The organism is Acidaminococcus sp. (assembly GCF_057597765.1).
Genome location: NZ_DBMBXK010000001.1, coordinates 27,252 through 43,383, shown reverse-complemented (window position 1 = coordinate 43,383; position 16,132 = coordinate 27,252). Strand labels below are relative to the sequence as shown.

At 56.3% G+C, this 16,132-nt stretch carries 13 protein-coding genes, 1 riboswitch and 1 other annotated feature; of the genes, 8 read left to right on the top strand and 5 right to left on the bottom strand.

The window, feature by feature from the left end; genetic code table 11:
• Nucleotides 1-39: 39 nt before the first annotated feature.
• Nucleotides 40-1,269, bottom strand: a complete 1,230-nt coding sequence (locus ACZOF8_RS00170) for a MalY/PatB family protein (RefSeq protein ID WP_308664086.1) — start codon at nucleotides 1,267-1,269, stop codon at nucleotides 40-42.
• A 275-nt stretch (nucleotides 1,270-1,544) separates the two neighbouring features.
• Between ACZOF8_RS00170 and ACZOF8_RS00165 the strand changes: the two genes are divergently transcribed.
• From ACZOF8_RS00165 to leuA, 6 genes are all read left to right on the top strand, one after another.
• The gene (locus ACZOF8_RS00165; RefSeq protein ID WP_308664085.1) at nucleotides 1,545-2,249 is read left to right on the top strand and encodes a helix-turn-helix domain-containing protein; all 705 of its coding nucleotides are present in this window, start codon (nucleotides 1,545-1,547) and stop codon (nucleotides 2,247-2,249) included.
• Nucleotides 2,250-2,358: 109 nt separating this feature from the next.
• On the top strand, nucleotides 2,359-3,240 hold the full coding sequence (locus tag ACZOF8_RS00160) for a DMT family transporter (protein WP_308664084.1): 882 nt from the start codon (nucleotides 2,359-2,361) through the stop codon (nucleotides 3,238-3,240).
• Nucleotides 3,241-4,041: 801 nt separating this feature from the next.
• On the top strand, nucleotides 4,042-4,680 hold the full coding sequence (locus ACZOF8_RS00155; RefSeq protein WP_487426407.1) for a hypothetical protein: 639 nt from the start codon (nucleotides 4,042-4,044) through the stop codon (nucleotides 4,678-4,680).
• Nucleotides 4,681-4,737: 57 nt separating this feature from the next.
• On the top strand, nucleotides 4,738-5,652 hold the full coding sequence (locus ACZOF8_RS00150; protein WP_487426405.1) for a radical SAM protein: 915 nt from the start codon (nucleotides 4,738-4,740) through the stop codon (nucleotides 5,650-5,652).
• 65 nt (nucleotides 5,653-5,717) lie between these two features.
• Nucleotides 5,718-5,796: riboswitch (ZMP/ZTP riboswitch) on the top strand.
• Between the two features lie 47 nt (nucleotides 5,797-5,843).
• A complete protein-coding gene (locus ACZOF8_RS00145) occupies nucleotides 5,844-7,019 on the top strand; it encodes a phosphoribosylaminoimidazolecarboxamide formyltransferase (protein ID WP_022487209.1) in 1,176 nt (391 codons plus the stop codon).
• A 122-nt stretch (nucleotides 7,020-7,141) separates the two neighbouring features.
• Nucleotides 7,142-7,387: a binding site (T-box leader), on the top strand.
• 59 nt (nucleotides 7,388-7,446) lie between these two features.
• Complete coding sequence (gene leuA / locus ACZOF8_RS00140; protein ID WP_487426403.1) at nucleotides 7,447-9,135, top strand: 2-isopropylmalate synthase; 1,689 nt, start codon at nucleotides 7,447-7,449, stop codon at nucleotides 9,133-9,135.
• A gap of 45 nt (nucleotides 9,136-9,180) precedes the next feature.
• Here the strand turns inward: leuA and sfsA are convergent, their stop codons facing one another.
• The 4 genes from sfsA to ACZOF8_RS00120 form a co-directional block, all read right to left on the bottom strand.
• Nucleotides 9,181-9,858: a DNA/RNA nuclease SfsA gene (gene sfsA, locus ACZOF8_RS00135; RefSeq protein WP_154487889.1), complete on the bottom strand. Its 678-nt coding sequence runs from the start codon at nucleotides 9,856-9,858 to the stop codon at nucleotides 9,181-9,183.
• 17 nt (nucleotides 9,859-9,875) lie between these two features.
• Nucleotides 9,876-10,499, bottom strand: a complete 624-nt coding sequence (locus tag ACZOF8_RS00130; protein ID WP_154487888.1) for a Flp family type IVb pilin — start codon at nucleotides 10,497-10,499, stop codon at nucleotides 9,876-9,878.
• A gap of 25 nt (nucleotides 10,500-10,524) precedes the next feature.
• A complete protein-coding gene (locus tag ACZOF8_RS00125; RefSeq protein WP_022487203.1) occupies nucleotides 10,525-11,325 on the bottom strand; it encodes an MBL fold metallo-hydrolase in 801 nt (266 codons plus the stop codon).
• A 179-nt stretch (nucleotides 11,326-11,504) separates the two neighbouring features.
• Nucleotides 11,505-12,680, bottom strand: a complete 1,176-nt coding sequence (locus ACZOF8_RS00120; protein WP_022487204.1) for a PP-loop family protein — start codon at nucleotides 12,678-12,680, stop codon at nucleotides 11,505-11,507.
• Between the two features lie 84 nt (nucleotides 12,681-12,764).
• Here ACZOF8_RS00120 and ACZOF8_RS00115 point away from each other — a divergent pair, with 84 nt between their 5' ends.
• Together ACZOF8_RS00115 and ACZOF8_RS00110 are read left to right on the top strand one after the other, a co-directional pair.
• Nucleotides 12,765-14,138, top strand: coding sequence for an SLC13 family permease (locus tag ACZOF8_RS00115; protein WP_329777883.1), 1,374 nt, complete (start codon nucleotides 12,765-12,767; stop codon nucleotides 14,136-14,138).
• Between the two features lie 877 nt (nucleotides 14,139-15,015).
• On the top strand, nucleotides 15,016-16,056 hold the full coding sequence (locus ACZOF8_RS00110) for a hypothetical protein (protein ID WP_279126975.1): 1,041 nt from the start codon (nucleotides 15,016-15,018) through the stop codon (nucleotides 16,054-16,056).
• Nucleotides 16,057-16,132 lie beyond the last annotated feature (76 nt).

Here is a 16,132-nt window from a genome sequence, read left to right as displayed (position 1 = left end):
TTCAGGAAAATGTGCAGGTGAAATGCGCAGGTGCGTACCTTAGCCTTTTTCTGCTTCTCTTTTGAGGACAGCATCGCAAATTCTGTCCAGTCCTTTTTTAATGGTGGCCTTCGGCATTGCCAGGTTCAGACGGATAAAGCCTTTTGCATTATCTACAAAGAGGGAATCCCCGCCTTCCAGCAGGACGCCCGCCTGGTTGGCCATGAAGTCGGGAATATTCTCTACATCTCCCAGATACGGGTTCATATCCACCCAGGCCAGATAGGTTGCCTGAGGAATCCTGAACACAATCTTCGGCAGTCTTTGGGCCAGGGTGTCCTGGACCAGCTTGAAATTTCCATCCAGATACGCTTTCAACTGATCCAGCCATTCATATCCGTGCTGGTAGGCCGCTGTGTGGGCCGCAATGGAAAGGGGATTCACGTTCATGGCGTAGGTATCAGTATACTGTACATAGAGTTTTCTCAGGCTTTCATCCCGAATGATGATTTCTGCAAACATCATCCCTGCCATATTGAACGCTTTGGAAGCGGAGGTGCAGGAAATCAGCTTTTGGTAGCCGGGCATGATCTTTGCCATGGGGATATGGTGTTCTCCCTGGCGCAGCAGGTCGCAGTGGATTTCATCACTGATGATCCACAGGTTGTGTTTTTCCACGATGGCAGCAACTTTCTTCAGTTCTTCCTCCGTCCAGACGCGGCCTGTGGGGTTGTGGGGGTTGCACCAGATGAGAAGTTTGGTCAGCGGGTTGGCGGCATCTCTTTCCAGTGCATCAAAGTCGATGGTCCAATTGCCTTCTGCATCGCGTTTTAGTTTGTTATGGATGGCGTGTTTGTGCTTGTAATCGATGGGATGCTGGAAATACCCGTAGGCAGGGGTGTTGATGATGGCATATTCATGGTCGGTGAGCAGCAGTTCCACCAACTGGTACAGGGCGGGAATGATTCCCAGGGAGAAGCAGATTTCTTCTTTCGGATAAGTCCAGCCGTACATTTTCCGGTTCCAGGCATTATAGGCCTCATAAAAATTCGGTTCAAAAACCTGGCTGTAGCCGATGATTCTCTTGTCGGCACGGTCTTTGATGGCCTGGATGATGTCCGGGCACATGGCAAATTCCATATCGGCCACCCACATACGGATGAATTCTTCATCTTTAAAGGGGAACTTCTTTTTGCCTTCATAGTCATGGAAAATATAGCCTCGGAAACCATCCGTGTTCAGGGCATTGGTATGACGCCGTTCCACATATTCATCAAAATTATATTGCATGGTAAAAATCCTCCTTGAAAACTGTTCATTTTCCAACGATTTCGTTCAAGGAGTCTGGCCAGAATCCTCTTAACGTCTACATGCGCATTATAGCGCAGAGGCTAGAGCCTGTAAAAAGAAGGAGAGTTTCTTAATATGAAACTTTTAATCCGTTATGTTTCACCTGAGTGGATTTTTTTACGCATCTCATGATATAATTATCTGAAATCATGAAATAATTGTCGGATTTATGAATTTGTTGATTTATAGGAAACAACAGACGGAGGTCTTTCAGTATGATGATCAGGGAAGAAATCGGTAAAAAGATCAACATTTACCGGCGGGCGAAAAAAATGACCCTGGAGGAACTTTCCCAACGGGTCTGCAAAAGCAAGTCCACTCTTTCGAAATATGAAAAAGGGGCTATTTCCATCGATATCGAAACTTTGTACGATATAGCTTCCGCACTGAATATCCATGTGGAGCAGCTGCTGTATATCACACCCCAGGAAGGAAATCTTCAGAATGATGCGGCCGGTCCTGCATTTTTTAAGGATCTTTCCCGGTTTTATGCTTATTATTTCGATGGAAGGGACCACCACCTTGACCGCAGCGTGTTCGATGTCCTTTCCAGGGGGGAGGAAGGGAAATACCGCCTCATGATGTATATGAATTTCAAAAATTATGATTCCTATCAGGACTGTGAAAATACGTACTGGGGCTATATCCAACACTTTGACGCTATGTCAAGGATCACGCTGACCAATAAAGATACGCCCATGGAAAATGTCATCATCCAGGTGCTGGCCTCTTTCCTGGATTCTCCTGTGAAATGGGGCCTGTTTACAGGATTTTCCTCCCGTCCCATGATGCCGGTGGCTTTGAAAATCCTTCTGAGCAAGCAGCCCCTCAAAGAAGAGGAATCCCTGGTCAAGAAACTGAAAGTTTCCCGGGAAGATGTGCGCAACCTCAAACACTATAACATGTTTTCCGTGACATGATTCCAATCCTGCCACCGGCAGGGGCAGAAACGATTCCCTTTGCAGCCACCCTTTTTTGTGGTATCCTTTTTTTATTAGCCATGAACATGAAAAGGGGAAAGCTTTGAATATGGAACGAATGAAAGGAAACCTTCTTCTGCTGCTGACGGCTCTTATCTGGGGCAGCGCCTTTGTGGCCCAGAGCGTGGGCATGGACTATGTGGGGCCGTTTACTTTCAATGCTGTCCGGAACCTTCTGGCCACCGGGGTGCTGGTGCCGGTGGTGCTGGCCTTTGGGGGAAAACGCCAGGGGAGCCTGTGGCAGCGGCTGAAGCCGGATGGAGTGACCCTGAAAGGGGGCCTTTGCTGCGGGCTGATCATGGGAATCGCCAGCAACCTCCAGCAGGTGGGCATCGCCCAGACCACCGCCGGGAAGGCCGGGTTCATCACCGCCCTGTACATTATCCTGGTGCCCATCCTGGGGCGTTTTCTGGGCCGGACGGTGCGGAAGATCATGCTGCTGTGCGTGCCCATGGCCCTGGTGGGGTTCTATCTCCTGTGCGTGAAGGGGGATTTTACCGTTTCGTTCGGGGATTTCCTGGTGTTCTGCTGTGCGGTGTTCTTCGCCCTCCACATCCTTTTTGTGGACCATTTCCTCCGGAAGGGAGCCAGCGGGGTGCGGATGGCCTGGCTCCAGTTCGCCATGACCTGTCTTTTGTCCGCCCTGGGGGCCGGGATGTGGGAAAGTGTGCCGGCAGGGGGATTGGCCAGTGCCCTGTGGGCGGCCCGGTGGCCCCTTTTCTATACGGCGGGGCTCTCCAGCGGGGTGGCCTATACCCTGCAGATCATCGGCCAGAAATACACGGACCCTACCACTGCTACCCTGATCATGAGCCTGGAATCCGTGTTCGCCGTGCTCTCCGGCTGGCTGTTCCTGGGAGAAGTGATGACAGGACGGGAAATCGCCGGCTGCGTGCTGGTGTTCGTGGCGGTGCTGCTGGCCCAGGTGTGAGGGCCTGCTGCAGAGACCGCAGGTCCCGTCAGCTGTCAACGGTCAGCGGCCGAAGAATCAATTTGCAGTAAGATTTTCAGGAATGGAAACGCAGCCTGCGGCTGCTAACCCACCACCATTGCGCAAGCGCAACGGTCCCCCGCCCTTGCAAAGGGCGGATATACGCTGGGGCTGGCGCCCATCGCTTTTTGTAAATACCAGGGCGCGAGCCCGCGTATTTTATCCGCCCTTTGCAAGGGCGGGGGACCAGCCGCAAGGCTGGTGGTGGGGGCATCGGCGACAGCCGATACTTCGCAGGACCGGCAGACAACAAGAAAGCGTATGGCAGGAGCAGGAATATGATGATTTCAGTTTTCGTTGCTGCATTCCCAGCCGATGAGCCCGTACCCCCGTCAAGGTATTCGGTCCTTTCAGGACCTCATGCCCCCACCACCGGGCAAGCCCGGTCCCCCGCCCCTGCAGGGCGGACTTGGCCTCCGGCCTTGCTGGTACTTTTTGCGGGTATACATCGATTCTCCGGGCGGAGAGCCCTCGCGGGTGTATGGGTATAGAAGTTTTTGCCCTCTGGGCGGCCGGGACGGGTTTGCCTGCGGCGAAACCCCTACGTCGTCGACCTCAAAGCAACGATAAAAAATTTTTGACTCCATTTCTGAATAACTATACGGCGATGAAGGATTCACCGAGAACTTGTTGACACATACCGGTTCTGGCGGTACCCTTGAAATTTCTGCCTTTTTCGCGTATAATTAAAGAGATTTCTTATGCTTTTGAATCTTAACGTTGGGAGATGTGCATGACCGCATGAATAAAGTCGTACTCACTGCTGTTGTCTTTTCTTCGCTGACTGTGTCCGTATCTGCATCTGCAGCCGGTATGGCCCGCCGTGCCGTGCCTTTTAACTATGGCACTCGTGCGTCTTCTGCTGCATCGGCAAGGGTTTCAAGCAATCCGGGCTACCGGGTTTCCACCATGGAAAACCGGGGGAAGGCTCTGTCCTATACGCCTATTTCCACCAAGCAGGCCTATGCCTGGCGCCGGGATTTCGGCAAAAGCAACCTGCGGAAGTGGAGCAGCACTGAGGGGATGGATACTCCCTGGCGGAGCAACGGTACCACGGATACGGTTCATTTCAAAGCCTCCACGGTGGCCTTCCTGGACCATCTGAATGAGCTGGCCCGACGGAACGGAGTCACCTTTGTGATCACCGGCGGGGCGGAACGGGGCTACCATGCGTCCGGCACTTATTCCCACGAAAACGGATACAAGGTGGACATTTCCGATGAAGGCGCCATGTGGGGGTCCAAGCCCTTCAAGGTGCTCCATATGGCTCTGGCGCCCTTCAAGCACCAGATTACCCACGAACTGGAAAATGCCCATTACGACATTACCATTTATCCCTACAATTACCGGGGACGGTATTCCTGGGGGTATAAATACTGAATTGGAGAGGGGCTGTTGCACATGCAACAGCCCCCATCTTTTACGAAAGGACCCAACATGACCAAATGTACTCTTTGTCCCCATGAATGTGGGGTGGAACGGCCGGAGACTTCCGGGGACCCCGGGCAGCTGGGGTGGTGCCGGATGCCCTGGCGGCCCCGGGCAGCACGGGCGGCCCTGCATCTCTGGGAGGAACCCTGTATCAGCGGCACCTCCGGAGGCAGCGGCACGGTGTTCTTTTCCGGCTGCACTCTCCAGTGCGTGTTCTGCCAGAACAGCGAAATCAGCAGCGGGGGAAAGGGCTGGGAAGTGACCGCCGACGACCTGCGGCGGATCTACCGAAATCTCATCGCCCAGGGGGCCCACAACATCAACCTGGTGACTCCCACCCATTTCCTTCCCACCATCCTGGAATCCCTGGAGCCGAAGCTGCCGGTGCCGGTGGTGTACAACTGCGGGGGCTATGAAAAGGTGGAGACCCTCCGGAGGCTGGAGGGGAAGGTGCAGATCTACCTGCCGGATCTGAAATACGTCAGCGAAGAAGCGGCCTGGCGGTACAGCCATGCAAAGAATTATTTCGCCGTGGCCACGTCAGCCATCCGGGAAATGTTCCGGCAGACCGGGCCTTACGAAATGGATGAGGGAACCGGGCTCCTGAAAAAAGGGGTAATCATCCGGCACATGATCCTGCCGGGGCTTTTGGAAGACAGCAAGCGGATCATCGACTGGGTGGGGTCCAATTTCGGCCCGGGTCAGGTGCTGTTCAGCCTGATGCGCCAGTATGTGCCCTGCGGCCTGGCCAAAGAGGGAAAGTATCCGGAAATCGGCCGGCCCCTGACCGAAGAAGAATACCAGGAAGTGGAGGACTACCTGTTCCAGAGCCCCATCGAGGACGGGTTCGTCCAGGAAGCCAGTTCTGCCGACAGCCAGTTCATCCCGGCCTTCGACGGGACGGGGGTGAAGGGGGAATGAAGGACCCGGCTGCGGGCTGTGACCCCTTCTTGACCATTTCCCGCTGACAATGCTATAATGAAACGGACAGATCATGTGACTGACGGAAGTGGGTTTACCCACAGGGAGCATGGTCGTAGAATGCCGACCGTCTGGGCACCTGCTGTGGCCCGGGGTCGGCTTTTTCTTTTGACCTTAAGGAGGAATCTTTCATGAAAGAACTGAAACTGAAGTATGGCTGCAATCCCAACCAGATCCCGGCCCGGATCTATATGCAGAGCGGGGCGGACCTGCCCATTACGGTGCTCAACGGCAGACCCGGGTACATCAACTTCCTGGATGCCTTCAACAGCTGGCAGCTGGTGCGGGAACTGCGGAGAGCCACCGGTCTGCCGGCAGCTGCTTCCTTCAAACATGTAAGCCCGGCCGGAGCGGCTGTGGGCCTGCCTCTGACGGATACCCTGAAGAAGATCTACAGCGTGGAAGGCATGGACCTGTCCCCTCTGGCCAGTGCCTATGCCCGGGCCCGCGGGGCGGACCGGATGAGTTCTTTCGGGGATTTCGTGGCTCTGTCCGACGTGTGCGACAAATCCACCGCCCTGGTGCTCCAGCATGAAGTGTCCGACGGGGTCATTGCGCCCGGGTACGAACCGGAAGCCCTGGAAATCCTGTCCGCCAAGAAAAAGGGCAAATACAATGTGATCCAGATCGACCCGGCCTATGAACCGGAAGAACTGGAAACCAAGCAGGTCTTCGGCATCACCTTTGAACAGAAACGGAACAACGACCATATTACGGAAGACCTGCTCCAGAACCGGCCTACGAAGAACAAGGAAATCCCGGAAGCAGCCCGGCGGGATCTGCTGATCGCCATGATCACCCTGAAATACACCCAGTCCAACTCCGTATGCTATGTGAAGGACGGCCAGACCATCGGCGTGGGCGCCGGCCAGCAGTCCCGGATCCACTGCACCCGTCTGGCCGGGGACAAAGCGGACAAATGGTGGCTGCGCCAGAGCCCCAAGGTGCTGAACCTGCCCTTCCGGGCGGATATCCGGAAACCGGACCGGGACAACACCATCGACGTGTACACTTCTGACGACTGGGAAGATGTGCTGGCTGACGGGGTATGGGAAAACTTCTTTACGGAAAAACCGGAACCCATGACCCGGGAAGAACGGAAGGCCTGGATTGCCAAGAACACCGGGGTAGCCCTGGGTTCCGACGCCTTCTTCCCCTTTGGGGACAACATTGAACGGGCCCACCGGAGCGGGGTGGAATACATCGCCCAGACCGGCGGCAGCATCCGGGACGACAATGTAATTGCCACCTGCGACAAATACAACATCGCCATGGCCATGACGGGAGTACGGCTGTTTCATCATTGATGGGGAGGGTGCTGTTGCTTATGCAACAGCACCTATTTTTTTTAAACATTTTTCCACAAAACTGTTGACAGCCATTATAAAAGGCTCTATAATAAGCACCATCAAGTTCAAAAGTGTAACCAACAATGACTGCGAAGGAAAGAAGATCAGAAAGGGAATTCACAGAGAGTCGACATTTGCTGGGAGTCGATAGTTCGCTTCTGAATGATAACTGGTTCCAGAGTCGTCCGGGTGATAAGTAGTCCGGAACGGGAGGTCCCGTTACAGACCTTAGCCTTATACTTGCTTGAGTAAGAGGTGAAAGGGCCGGCTTTTTGGCTGGCTGAATCAGGGTGGTACAGCGTGGAATTATTTGCCTCGCCCCTAGAGAAAACAGGGGGCGGGGATTTTTTTATGACCGCCTCGAAAATCCAAGGAGGAATTCATTATGCATAAGCCCATTAAAAAGTACATTCCCTTCCAGGGAGTCAGCCTGCCGGACCGTACCTGGCCGGACAAGACCATCACCAAGCCCCCCATCTGGTGCAGCGTGGACCTGCGGGACGGGAACCAGGCCCTGGTGACCCCCATGCAGCTGGAAGAGAAGCTGCTGCTGTTCACCACCCTGGTGAAGATCGGTTTCAAGGAAATCGAAGTAGGGTTCCCTTCCGCTTCTGATACGGAATATGAAATCCTCCGGACCCTGATCGAGGACAACTACATCCCCGATGACGTGACCATCCAGGTCCTGGTCCAGGCCCGTCCGGAACTGATCAAAAAGACCTTTGAAGCGGTGAAGGGCGCCAAGAACGTGATCATCCACTTCTACAACTCCACTTCCACCCTCCAGCGGAAAATCGTGTTCCGGAAGGACATGGAAGGAATCACCAAGATTGCCGTGGACGGGGCCAAACTGATCCGGGAACTGACGGAAAAGGAAATCGCCAAAAGCGGCATGAACATCCGGTACGAATATTCTCCCGAAAGCTTCACCGGCACGGAAACCGACTATGCGGTGGAAATCTGTGAAGCGGTGATGGATACCCTGGGAGCCACCAAGGAAAAACCGGTGATCATCAACCTGCCTTCTACGGTGGAAATGTCCACCCCCAACACCTATGCGGACCAGATTGAATACTTCATCCGGCACCTGAAGGACCGGGACCGGGCCATTATCAGTGTCCATCCCCACAATGACCGGGGCGAAGGGGTGGCCGCCACGGAACTGGCCATGATGGCCGGTGCGGACCGGGTGGAAGGGACCCTGTTCGGCAACGGGGAACGGACCGGGAACGTGGACATCGTCACCCTGGCCCTCAACATGTACACCCACAATGTGGATCCCCAGCTGGACTTCTCCCACATCAACCGGATCAAACGGATCTGCGAAAGCGTCACCAAGATGAAAGTGGAATCTCGTCATCCCTACGCCGGGGAACTGGTCTTCACCGCTTTCTCCGGATCCCATCAGGATGCCATCCGGAAGGGCTTCAAGTACATGGCAGATACCAACAGCCGGTACTGGGAAGTTCCCTATCTGCCCATCAACCCGGCGGATATCCACCGGGAATATGAACCGGTGATCCGGATCAACAGCCAGTCCGGCAAGGGCGGCGCCGCCTTTGTAATGCAGCAGGCAGTGGGGTATTACCTGCCGAAAGAAATGCATCCGGAATTCGGCCATATGGTGAAGGAAGCCGCCGATGAATACGGGGACGAACTGAGCGCCAGCCAGATCGTGGAACTGTTCAACAAAAAGTATGTGGACTATAAGGGCAAGTTCGAACTGGGAGCCCACAAGGTGTACGACAACCACGAAGGGGATGAGGATACCAGCACCATCTTCGAAGGGGATGTGAAGGCCGACGGTACGGTGATGCACGTGACCGGCAACGGGAACGGGCCCATCGATGCCTTCTTCAATGCCCTGAACAAGATCGGGGTGGACGGGTTCGAGTTCATCAACTATCACGAACACGCCATCAGCCAGGGGTCCAATTCCAAGGCCATTTCCTACATCGAACTGAAGAAACCGGACGGAAACCACATTTTCGGTGTGGGCATCCATCCCAATATCAACACCGCATCCCTGTTGGGCATCGTCAATGCCATCAACCGGGCGATCGGACAGAAATAAAAAAATGTGGGGTGCTGCACGTTTTGTGCAGCACCCCACATTTTTTTACAACACAATCTCCACCTGCTTCCCGATCTCCAGGGTCCCCGGGGTTACGTTACAATCGTAGGCCAGGAGGGTCACTCCTTTGTTTCGGGCTTCCTGGAGGGCCTGGGCGAAATCCGGGTCGGTTTTCCGGTTGGGTTCGAAATGGTCCACATCTGCCATCTGGATCACCAGGAACACATAGGCTCCGTAGCCTTCTTCCGCCGCCCGGATCAGTTCGTGGAGGTGCTTGGCACCCCGGGCGGTGGGGGCATCGGGAAAACGGACCACCCCGTCTTCTTCCAGGGTGACGCCCTTCACTTCCAGGAAGGATTTCCTGTCCCCCTGTTCCAGGTAGAAGTCGAACCGGGACTGGTCGTACCGGAATTCGGGCTGGATTTTGGTCAGGCCGGGGAGGCCTCCCTGTTCCAGCCATTCCTGGACCACCTTGTTGGGAGCCTGGGAATCCATGTTGATGAGCCGGGAGCCTTTTTCCACGGCCACCAGGTCGTATTTGGTCTTCCGTTTGGGATTGTCACTGGCGGTAAGGTACACGGCGGCACCGGGGACCAGCAGTTCCCGGCACCGGCCGGTGTTCTTCACATGGCAGGTTTCTTCCTTCCCGGCAATCTCCACCTGGGCGATGAAACGGTTGGGCCGGGAAAGGAAGGTACCGGCTGTGATGTTGGGATAGTGCATACAGTCAGGTCCTTTCGTCAGGGATTCCAGATTTCTTTCTTGTAGTTGTTGCTGTCGGAAGGCCGGAACCCGTCTTTATTTTCATTGGTGTAACCGGTGCCTTCCCGGTATTTCACCTGATAGGAGTTTTCCCCTGTCCGGGTGATTTCCACGCCGTACCAGTCTACATTTTTCTGGTCCACGGAAGCCCCGGTATAGGATTTTTCCCCGTCAACAGACTTCCAGAAACCGTAAAATCCCCCGTTAGCCATATAGTTTTTTCCGTTGACTGTCACTGAGCCTGTTTTTCCCACCAGGCCGTTGATGTGGTAACCATCGGCGTTCCCGTTGTTGGCATTCTGGGCATAGATGCCCACGGTGGCTCCTCTGTCAAGCTGAACCGTCCCCTTGGCAATGGCTGCCTTCAGCATTTTCGCCATGGCGTCTGCATAGCCCCGGTCGTGGATCACCGCCGGGTCGCTTTCTTTTTCCACGGTGGCCAGCAGGTTGTTGGCATTCCCGAATACGGCCTGTATTTTCTGGCCGAAGTTGTTCTGGCTGTAGATCAGGAATCCGATGCCTACGATAATGGCCAGCATCAGGGCGTATTCAATGATGTTCTGTCCTTTGGAGCGCAGAGCGTGTTTTCTGTTGTGCTGCATGAGAAGGCCTCCTTTCCCTCTCTTCTTACCACAGTTTCATTTGTTCCAAATCATCCGGCACCCACAGATTTCCCCGGTAGTAGTTCTTTCCTTCAGCGGTATACAGCTCTTTCCGCTGGGGCAGGTGGTTGTCTTCGGTGTGGTACAGGATCAGATTGGGCACCTGGAGCCGGTCGGCGTTTTCACAGGCTTCCCGTACAGTGGAATGGTGCTTTTCGTAGGGACGGAACCGGTCCCGGTCCCGGTACAGGCAGAAGGCTTCATGGAGGAGCCACTGGCTGCCGGAGAGCCGGGTAAAGTTATGGTCGTTCATGGGTTCATCCCCGCAGCAGCCCAGTTTGTGGCCGTTGCTTTCCAATACATAGCCGAACTGCTTGGCCTTGGTGGAATGGATGTCGAAAAAGGTCACGTCCCAGCCCCGGATCTTCCGGGTCTCTCCGTCTTCCACGGTGATGAAGTGGAGCCGGGTGTCCAGGTATTTCAGGTCTCCCGGGTCCAGCAGCAGCCGGGCCGTGCTCCGGAGCAGGGTGATCACCTCATCGTGGCCGTAGATCCGGGCTTCTCCCACATAGGTGCCCCGTTTCATGGCCTTCACGATCATCCGGATTACCCAGAAGACCCCCAGCACATGGTCCATATGCCGGTGGGTGACAAAGATGTCCTTGATCTTTTGCCAGGGCAGCCGGGCCCGCTTCAGCTGGCGCAGGATCCCGTTGCCGCCGCCCCCGTCCACCAACAGGTAACGTTCATTCTGGCGCAGGACATAGCAGGTGTTGTAGCACCGGGTGGAGATGGCATGGCCTGTACCTAAAAATAAAATTTCCATACAGTTGTTTTCCTTCCCTTATCTTACCATTAAGTATACTCTATATGGACGCTGTAGGGAAGGGGGAGGTTCCGGATGGGTGTGGTGACAGTGTCTATACGGACATTAACTGTTGGAAGACAGTCGGCCGTTGACCGCTGACAAAAAAGAGACTGTTGCATGCGCAGCAGCCTCTTTTTTTACATGTCCTCCAAAAACGAATGTTCCTTTCCTTTTTCCTTGTACTTCAGTACCGTGTCCAGGTTCACGTTTTCCAGGCTGTGGAAGATGTTGGCGGGGACCTGGGGGTTCTTTTCCGCCAGGGCGGCAATGAGCTTCTTCACTTCCAGCCGCTTGGAATCGGTGGTGCCGTCGGTGTGGCAGGTGGAGCAGGTTTCGGTGAACTTGCAGGCGCACTGGATGAAGTACAGGCCGTTTTCGTCCCGCCAGCTTTTGATGTCGGCTTCCCGTACATAGTACAGGGGCCGGATCAGCTCCATCCCCGGGCAGCTGGTGCTTTTCAGCCGGGGGAGCATGGTGCGGATGGCGCCGGAATAGAGCATGCTCATAAGATTGGTCTCGATCACATCGTCGAAATGGTGGCCCAGGGCGATCTTATTGCATCCCAGGTCCCGGGCCTTCCGGTACAGGTACCCCCGGCGCATTTTGGCGCACAGGTAGCAGGGAGAATCCTCCACATGGAACACGGATTCGAAAATGTTGGTGGAAAAGAAGGTCAGGGGCACCTGGAGCAGTTTGGCGTTTTCCTCGATGATCTTCCGGTTCATTTCATTGTATCCCGGGTCCATGCACAAAAACACCAGGTCAAAGGGGATCTTGTTGTGGCGCTTCAGGTCCTGGAACAGTTTGGCCATGAGCATGGAATCCTTGCCCCCGGAAATGCACACGGCGATCCTGTCTCCGGGCTGGATCATGTCATAATCGCAGATGGCCTGGACGAATTTGCTGGAGATCCGCCGTTTGTACTTCCGGCGCAGGGAGGATTCGATCCGTTTCAGCCGCTGGGAATCTTCCGCCGCCAGGGCGTTCTCCCGTTCCAGCTTCTTCTGGAGCCAAAGGGAATAGCCCCCCTGAAGGGAAACGGCGGTCCAGCCCTGGTCCCGGAGGTTGGCGGCAAGGCCCAGGCTGATTTTTCCCCACATGCAGAGCAGGACGATCAGTTTGTCTTCCGGCAGGTCCACGCTGCCTGCCTGGAGTTCCAGGGGGTTCAGGTTCACGGCGCCGGGCACCGTGCCCCGGTCAAAAGCCGCCGGGTCCCGGATATCCGCCAGGAACACCTGTTCCGGGGCCAGGGCCGCCAGTTCCTCCACCGTGATTTCAGTTTTGTCTTCCCAAAGGGAAAGGGTAGTATCCATAGATGCAAAAGCTTCCTTTATAGTAGAATATTTTCCATTTTACCATGCTATAATGAACCTATCAACCAAAAGGGGGGAAGGGTCATGAAGAAACGGATCTGCCTGGGGCTGGGGCCCGGGCTGCTTTTGCTCTGCCGGTGGGTTTTGGCAGGGACCTTTGGGGCCGGCGGGGCCTGGGCTCTGGGAGTGTCCCTGTGGATGATCTTCTGGTGGATCACCCGGCCAGTGGGGCTGACGGTGACGGCCCTGGTGCCGGTGGTGGCCAATGCCTTTCTAAGCCTGGCGCCCATGGACCATCTGCTGGCCCAGTACGCTTCCAGCAGCATCGTCCTGCTGTTTGCCGCCACCCTGCTGACCCTCCCCTGGGAAAAAATCGGCCTGGACCACCGGATCGCCCTCCGGTGCCTGGCCTTTATCGGCCCTTCCATGAAAAGCCAGATCACCGTATGGTTCCTGGCGGCCACCCTGTTTTCTATCGTGCTGCCCAATGCGGTGGTGGTAGCCGTGTTCACCCCCACGGCCCTGGCCATGCTGAAGGCTGCCGGGTACCGGGGCAGCGACCCGGCAGCGGGGCCCATCCTCTGCGCCATTGTGTTCGGTTCCGTGGTGGGAGGGGTGGGGACTCCGGTGGGAGGCGCCATGGACGTAATCGCCGCTGCCCTGTACCAGCAGGCCACCGGAGAGGAATTCCTGTTCACCCGGTGGTTCGGAGCCTTCCTGCCCTATCTGGGAACAGCCACCGCGGCCACCCTGGGGGTCCAGCTGCTCCAGAAGGACCCGGTGAGCCGGCTCCAGGGCACCCGGGAATACTTCCTGGCGGAATGCCGGCGGCTGGGGGCCATGAGCCGGGATGAAAAAATCTGCCTGGGACTGTTCGGCCTGGCCCTGGCAGGGTCCTTTCTCCGGCCTTTGTATGCCCCTGTGCTGCCCGGGCTCCAGCCGGCCTATCTGTACGGGAGCCTGGGGTTCCTGTTGTTCTTTATCAATGGAAAGGACGGAAAGCCCCTGCTCACCTGGAACTATGCCCAGCAGCACATGATCTGGGGCGTACTGATCCTCTTCGCCGGAGGCCTGGCCATGGGGGATCTGCTGGAAGCCTCAGGAGCCAACGGCCGGCTGGCCCGGTGGGTGGGGGAAATGGCCCCGGCGCCGGGGCTGCCTTTGGTGGCGGGAATCGTCCTTTTGGGGGCCTTTCTGTCCGAAGTGTCCAGCATCACCATCTCTTCGGCCCTGACGGTGCCCCTGGTGATCACCTACACCCAGAGTGCCGGCCTGCCCCTGCTGCCCTACTGGATGGCGGCGGTGATGGGGTTCAACGGAGCTTTTCTGCTGCCCACCGGCATCCGGGCCATTCCCTGCGGCGCCGGCCTGGATACGGCCACCCTGTTCCAAAGAGGGCTGCCCGTGTGTGCGGTGCGGATCTTGTGTGCAGCGGTAATGGGATGGATGGCCGGATAGACGGCAAGCCATCGTCAACGGCCGCTGACTGTTGACCATTGACAGGAAGGAGTTGCCCTGGCACCCTATGCAGGTACTCATCAATGCAGCATTGCCAATTACAGACCCAGCAGCAGTTCCATGGGACACTTGGCCGCAGCACTAAACTGGTGATGGGAACGGACACAATGTCCGCCCAGGGAGGGGCGGGGGACCGTGCGGAGCACGGTGGTGGGGGCATCGGCGACAGCCGATATTTTGCAGGTCCGGCAGACAACAATGGAGTGTACGGGTAGGAGCAAGGCCTCTGGGTCTACAGTTTCCATTGCTGCATTTCCAACCGCTGAGTCCGTTCCCTCGCCAAGGTATTCGGTCCTTTCAGGACCTCATGCCCCCACCACCGGGCAAGCCCGGTCCCCCGCCCCTGCAGGGCGGACTTGGCCTCCGGCCTTGCTGGTACTTTGTACGAGTATACATCGATTATTCGGGAGCCGGGAGGGCAGGCCCAGGAGGAGTCGGCGGGACAACATCGGGTGTTGTCGCTCCTGGGGTGGAGCACGCGGGCGATAGAGTCCGGTTTCCTGGTCCGTAGCCGCAGCCTTTGACCGAAAGGGCAAGGCGATAGGCTGTGAGCCTCCCGCCAGGGACGAACGGGTCTGCCCTCCCGGCGGAGCGCTTTCGCGGATGGAAGAGTATAGAAGCTTTTTGCCTTCTGGGCGGCTCCTACGGTTCTGTGCTCTTCACTCTGCGCTTTCGGCCCCATGAACGAATAACTATACTGTGATGAAGGGTTCACCGAGAACTTGTTGACACATACCTCGTCACTCCCTTCCTGTTGCCCACGCAACAGCCCCATGGTATACTGATAGGAATGAAACAAAGGAGGCTTTTTTTGTCCATGACGGAGGAAAAGAAGAAACGGTCCTGGATCCGGTCCAAACTGCCCTTTCTGGTACTGACCCTTTTGGTGATCCTGGGGGTGGTGGGGTACAATTACCGGACGGACATCGAGATGCGCATCGTCCATTTGAAACCCCAGCCGGTGCGCCAGGTGGAACTGGGAAAAATAGGGCTCCAGCTCCAGCGGTTCAATACCCCGGAAATCACCAGCTACGATGTGGACAAGATCCTCAGCTTCGTGATCCGGGACGACCGGTTCTATCTGGCCCTCCGGAGCCAGGACGGGGACAGCACGGCGGTCCAGGCCTATGAACGGAAAGAGGGGAGCCTGTTCCCTCTCCGGAGCTTCGGGAAAAAGGGTACTTACACCATCCCGGATAAAATGGTCCTGAGCGTGAACATTGCCGGGAACGGGGACATTGTGTATGTGAAGAAGGGGCTCCACACCCTCCGGGACGGGAACGACATCATCAGCCTGAAGGGGAACACCACCGCTACCCGGGTGGCCTTTCTGCCCAGTGGGGAACAGGCCTATCTGTACGGCAACGACAATTTCACCCTGGCGGAGTACCATGACGGAGCCTTTGAAAAGAACAAGCCCGCCTTCCTCCACAACCGGGCCAAACCTTTTGCAGGAGGCCTGACCCAGGTGCGGATCACGAAAGACGGAACCATTTTCGGGGGCGGACGGATCAAGCCCAACGGCCTGAATATGGTGGAAGCTTTCAACAGCAGGGGCAAGGCTCTCCGGAGCTTTGGCAGTCCCATCCAGACGGATAAGGATTCCATCTACAACCTGATCGATATGGCGGTGCTGGACCATTATCTGGTGGTCATCGACGGGTTCACCCTGAAGTTCTGGACTCGGGAGGGACAGTACCTGGGGACCCTGAACAGTTCCAAGGTGCTGGGAGACAACCTGAACTGCGCCAAACTGGCTCCCATCGACGGGAACACCCTGGGAATCCTGGCCTTCGTCCGGAACGCCCAGACCCGGCTGGTGGAGATCCGGATCTTCGCACTGACGTTTCCACGGTGAACCAGCCTCATGCGCCCCATATTTTTGAACGTGTAAATCGGTACCGTAGGGGCTGCACGCCGGGCAGCCCGCCAAA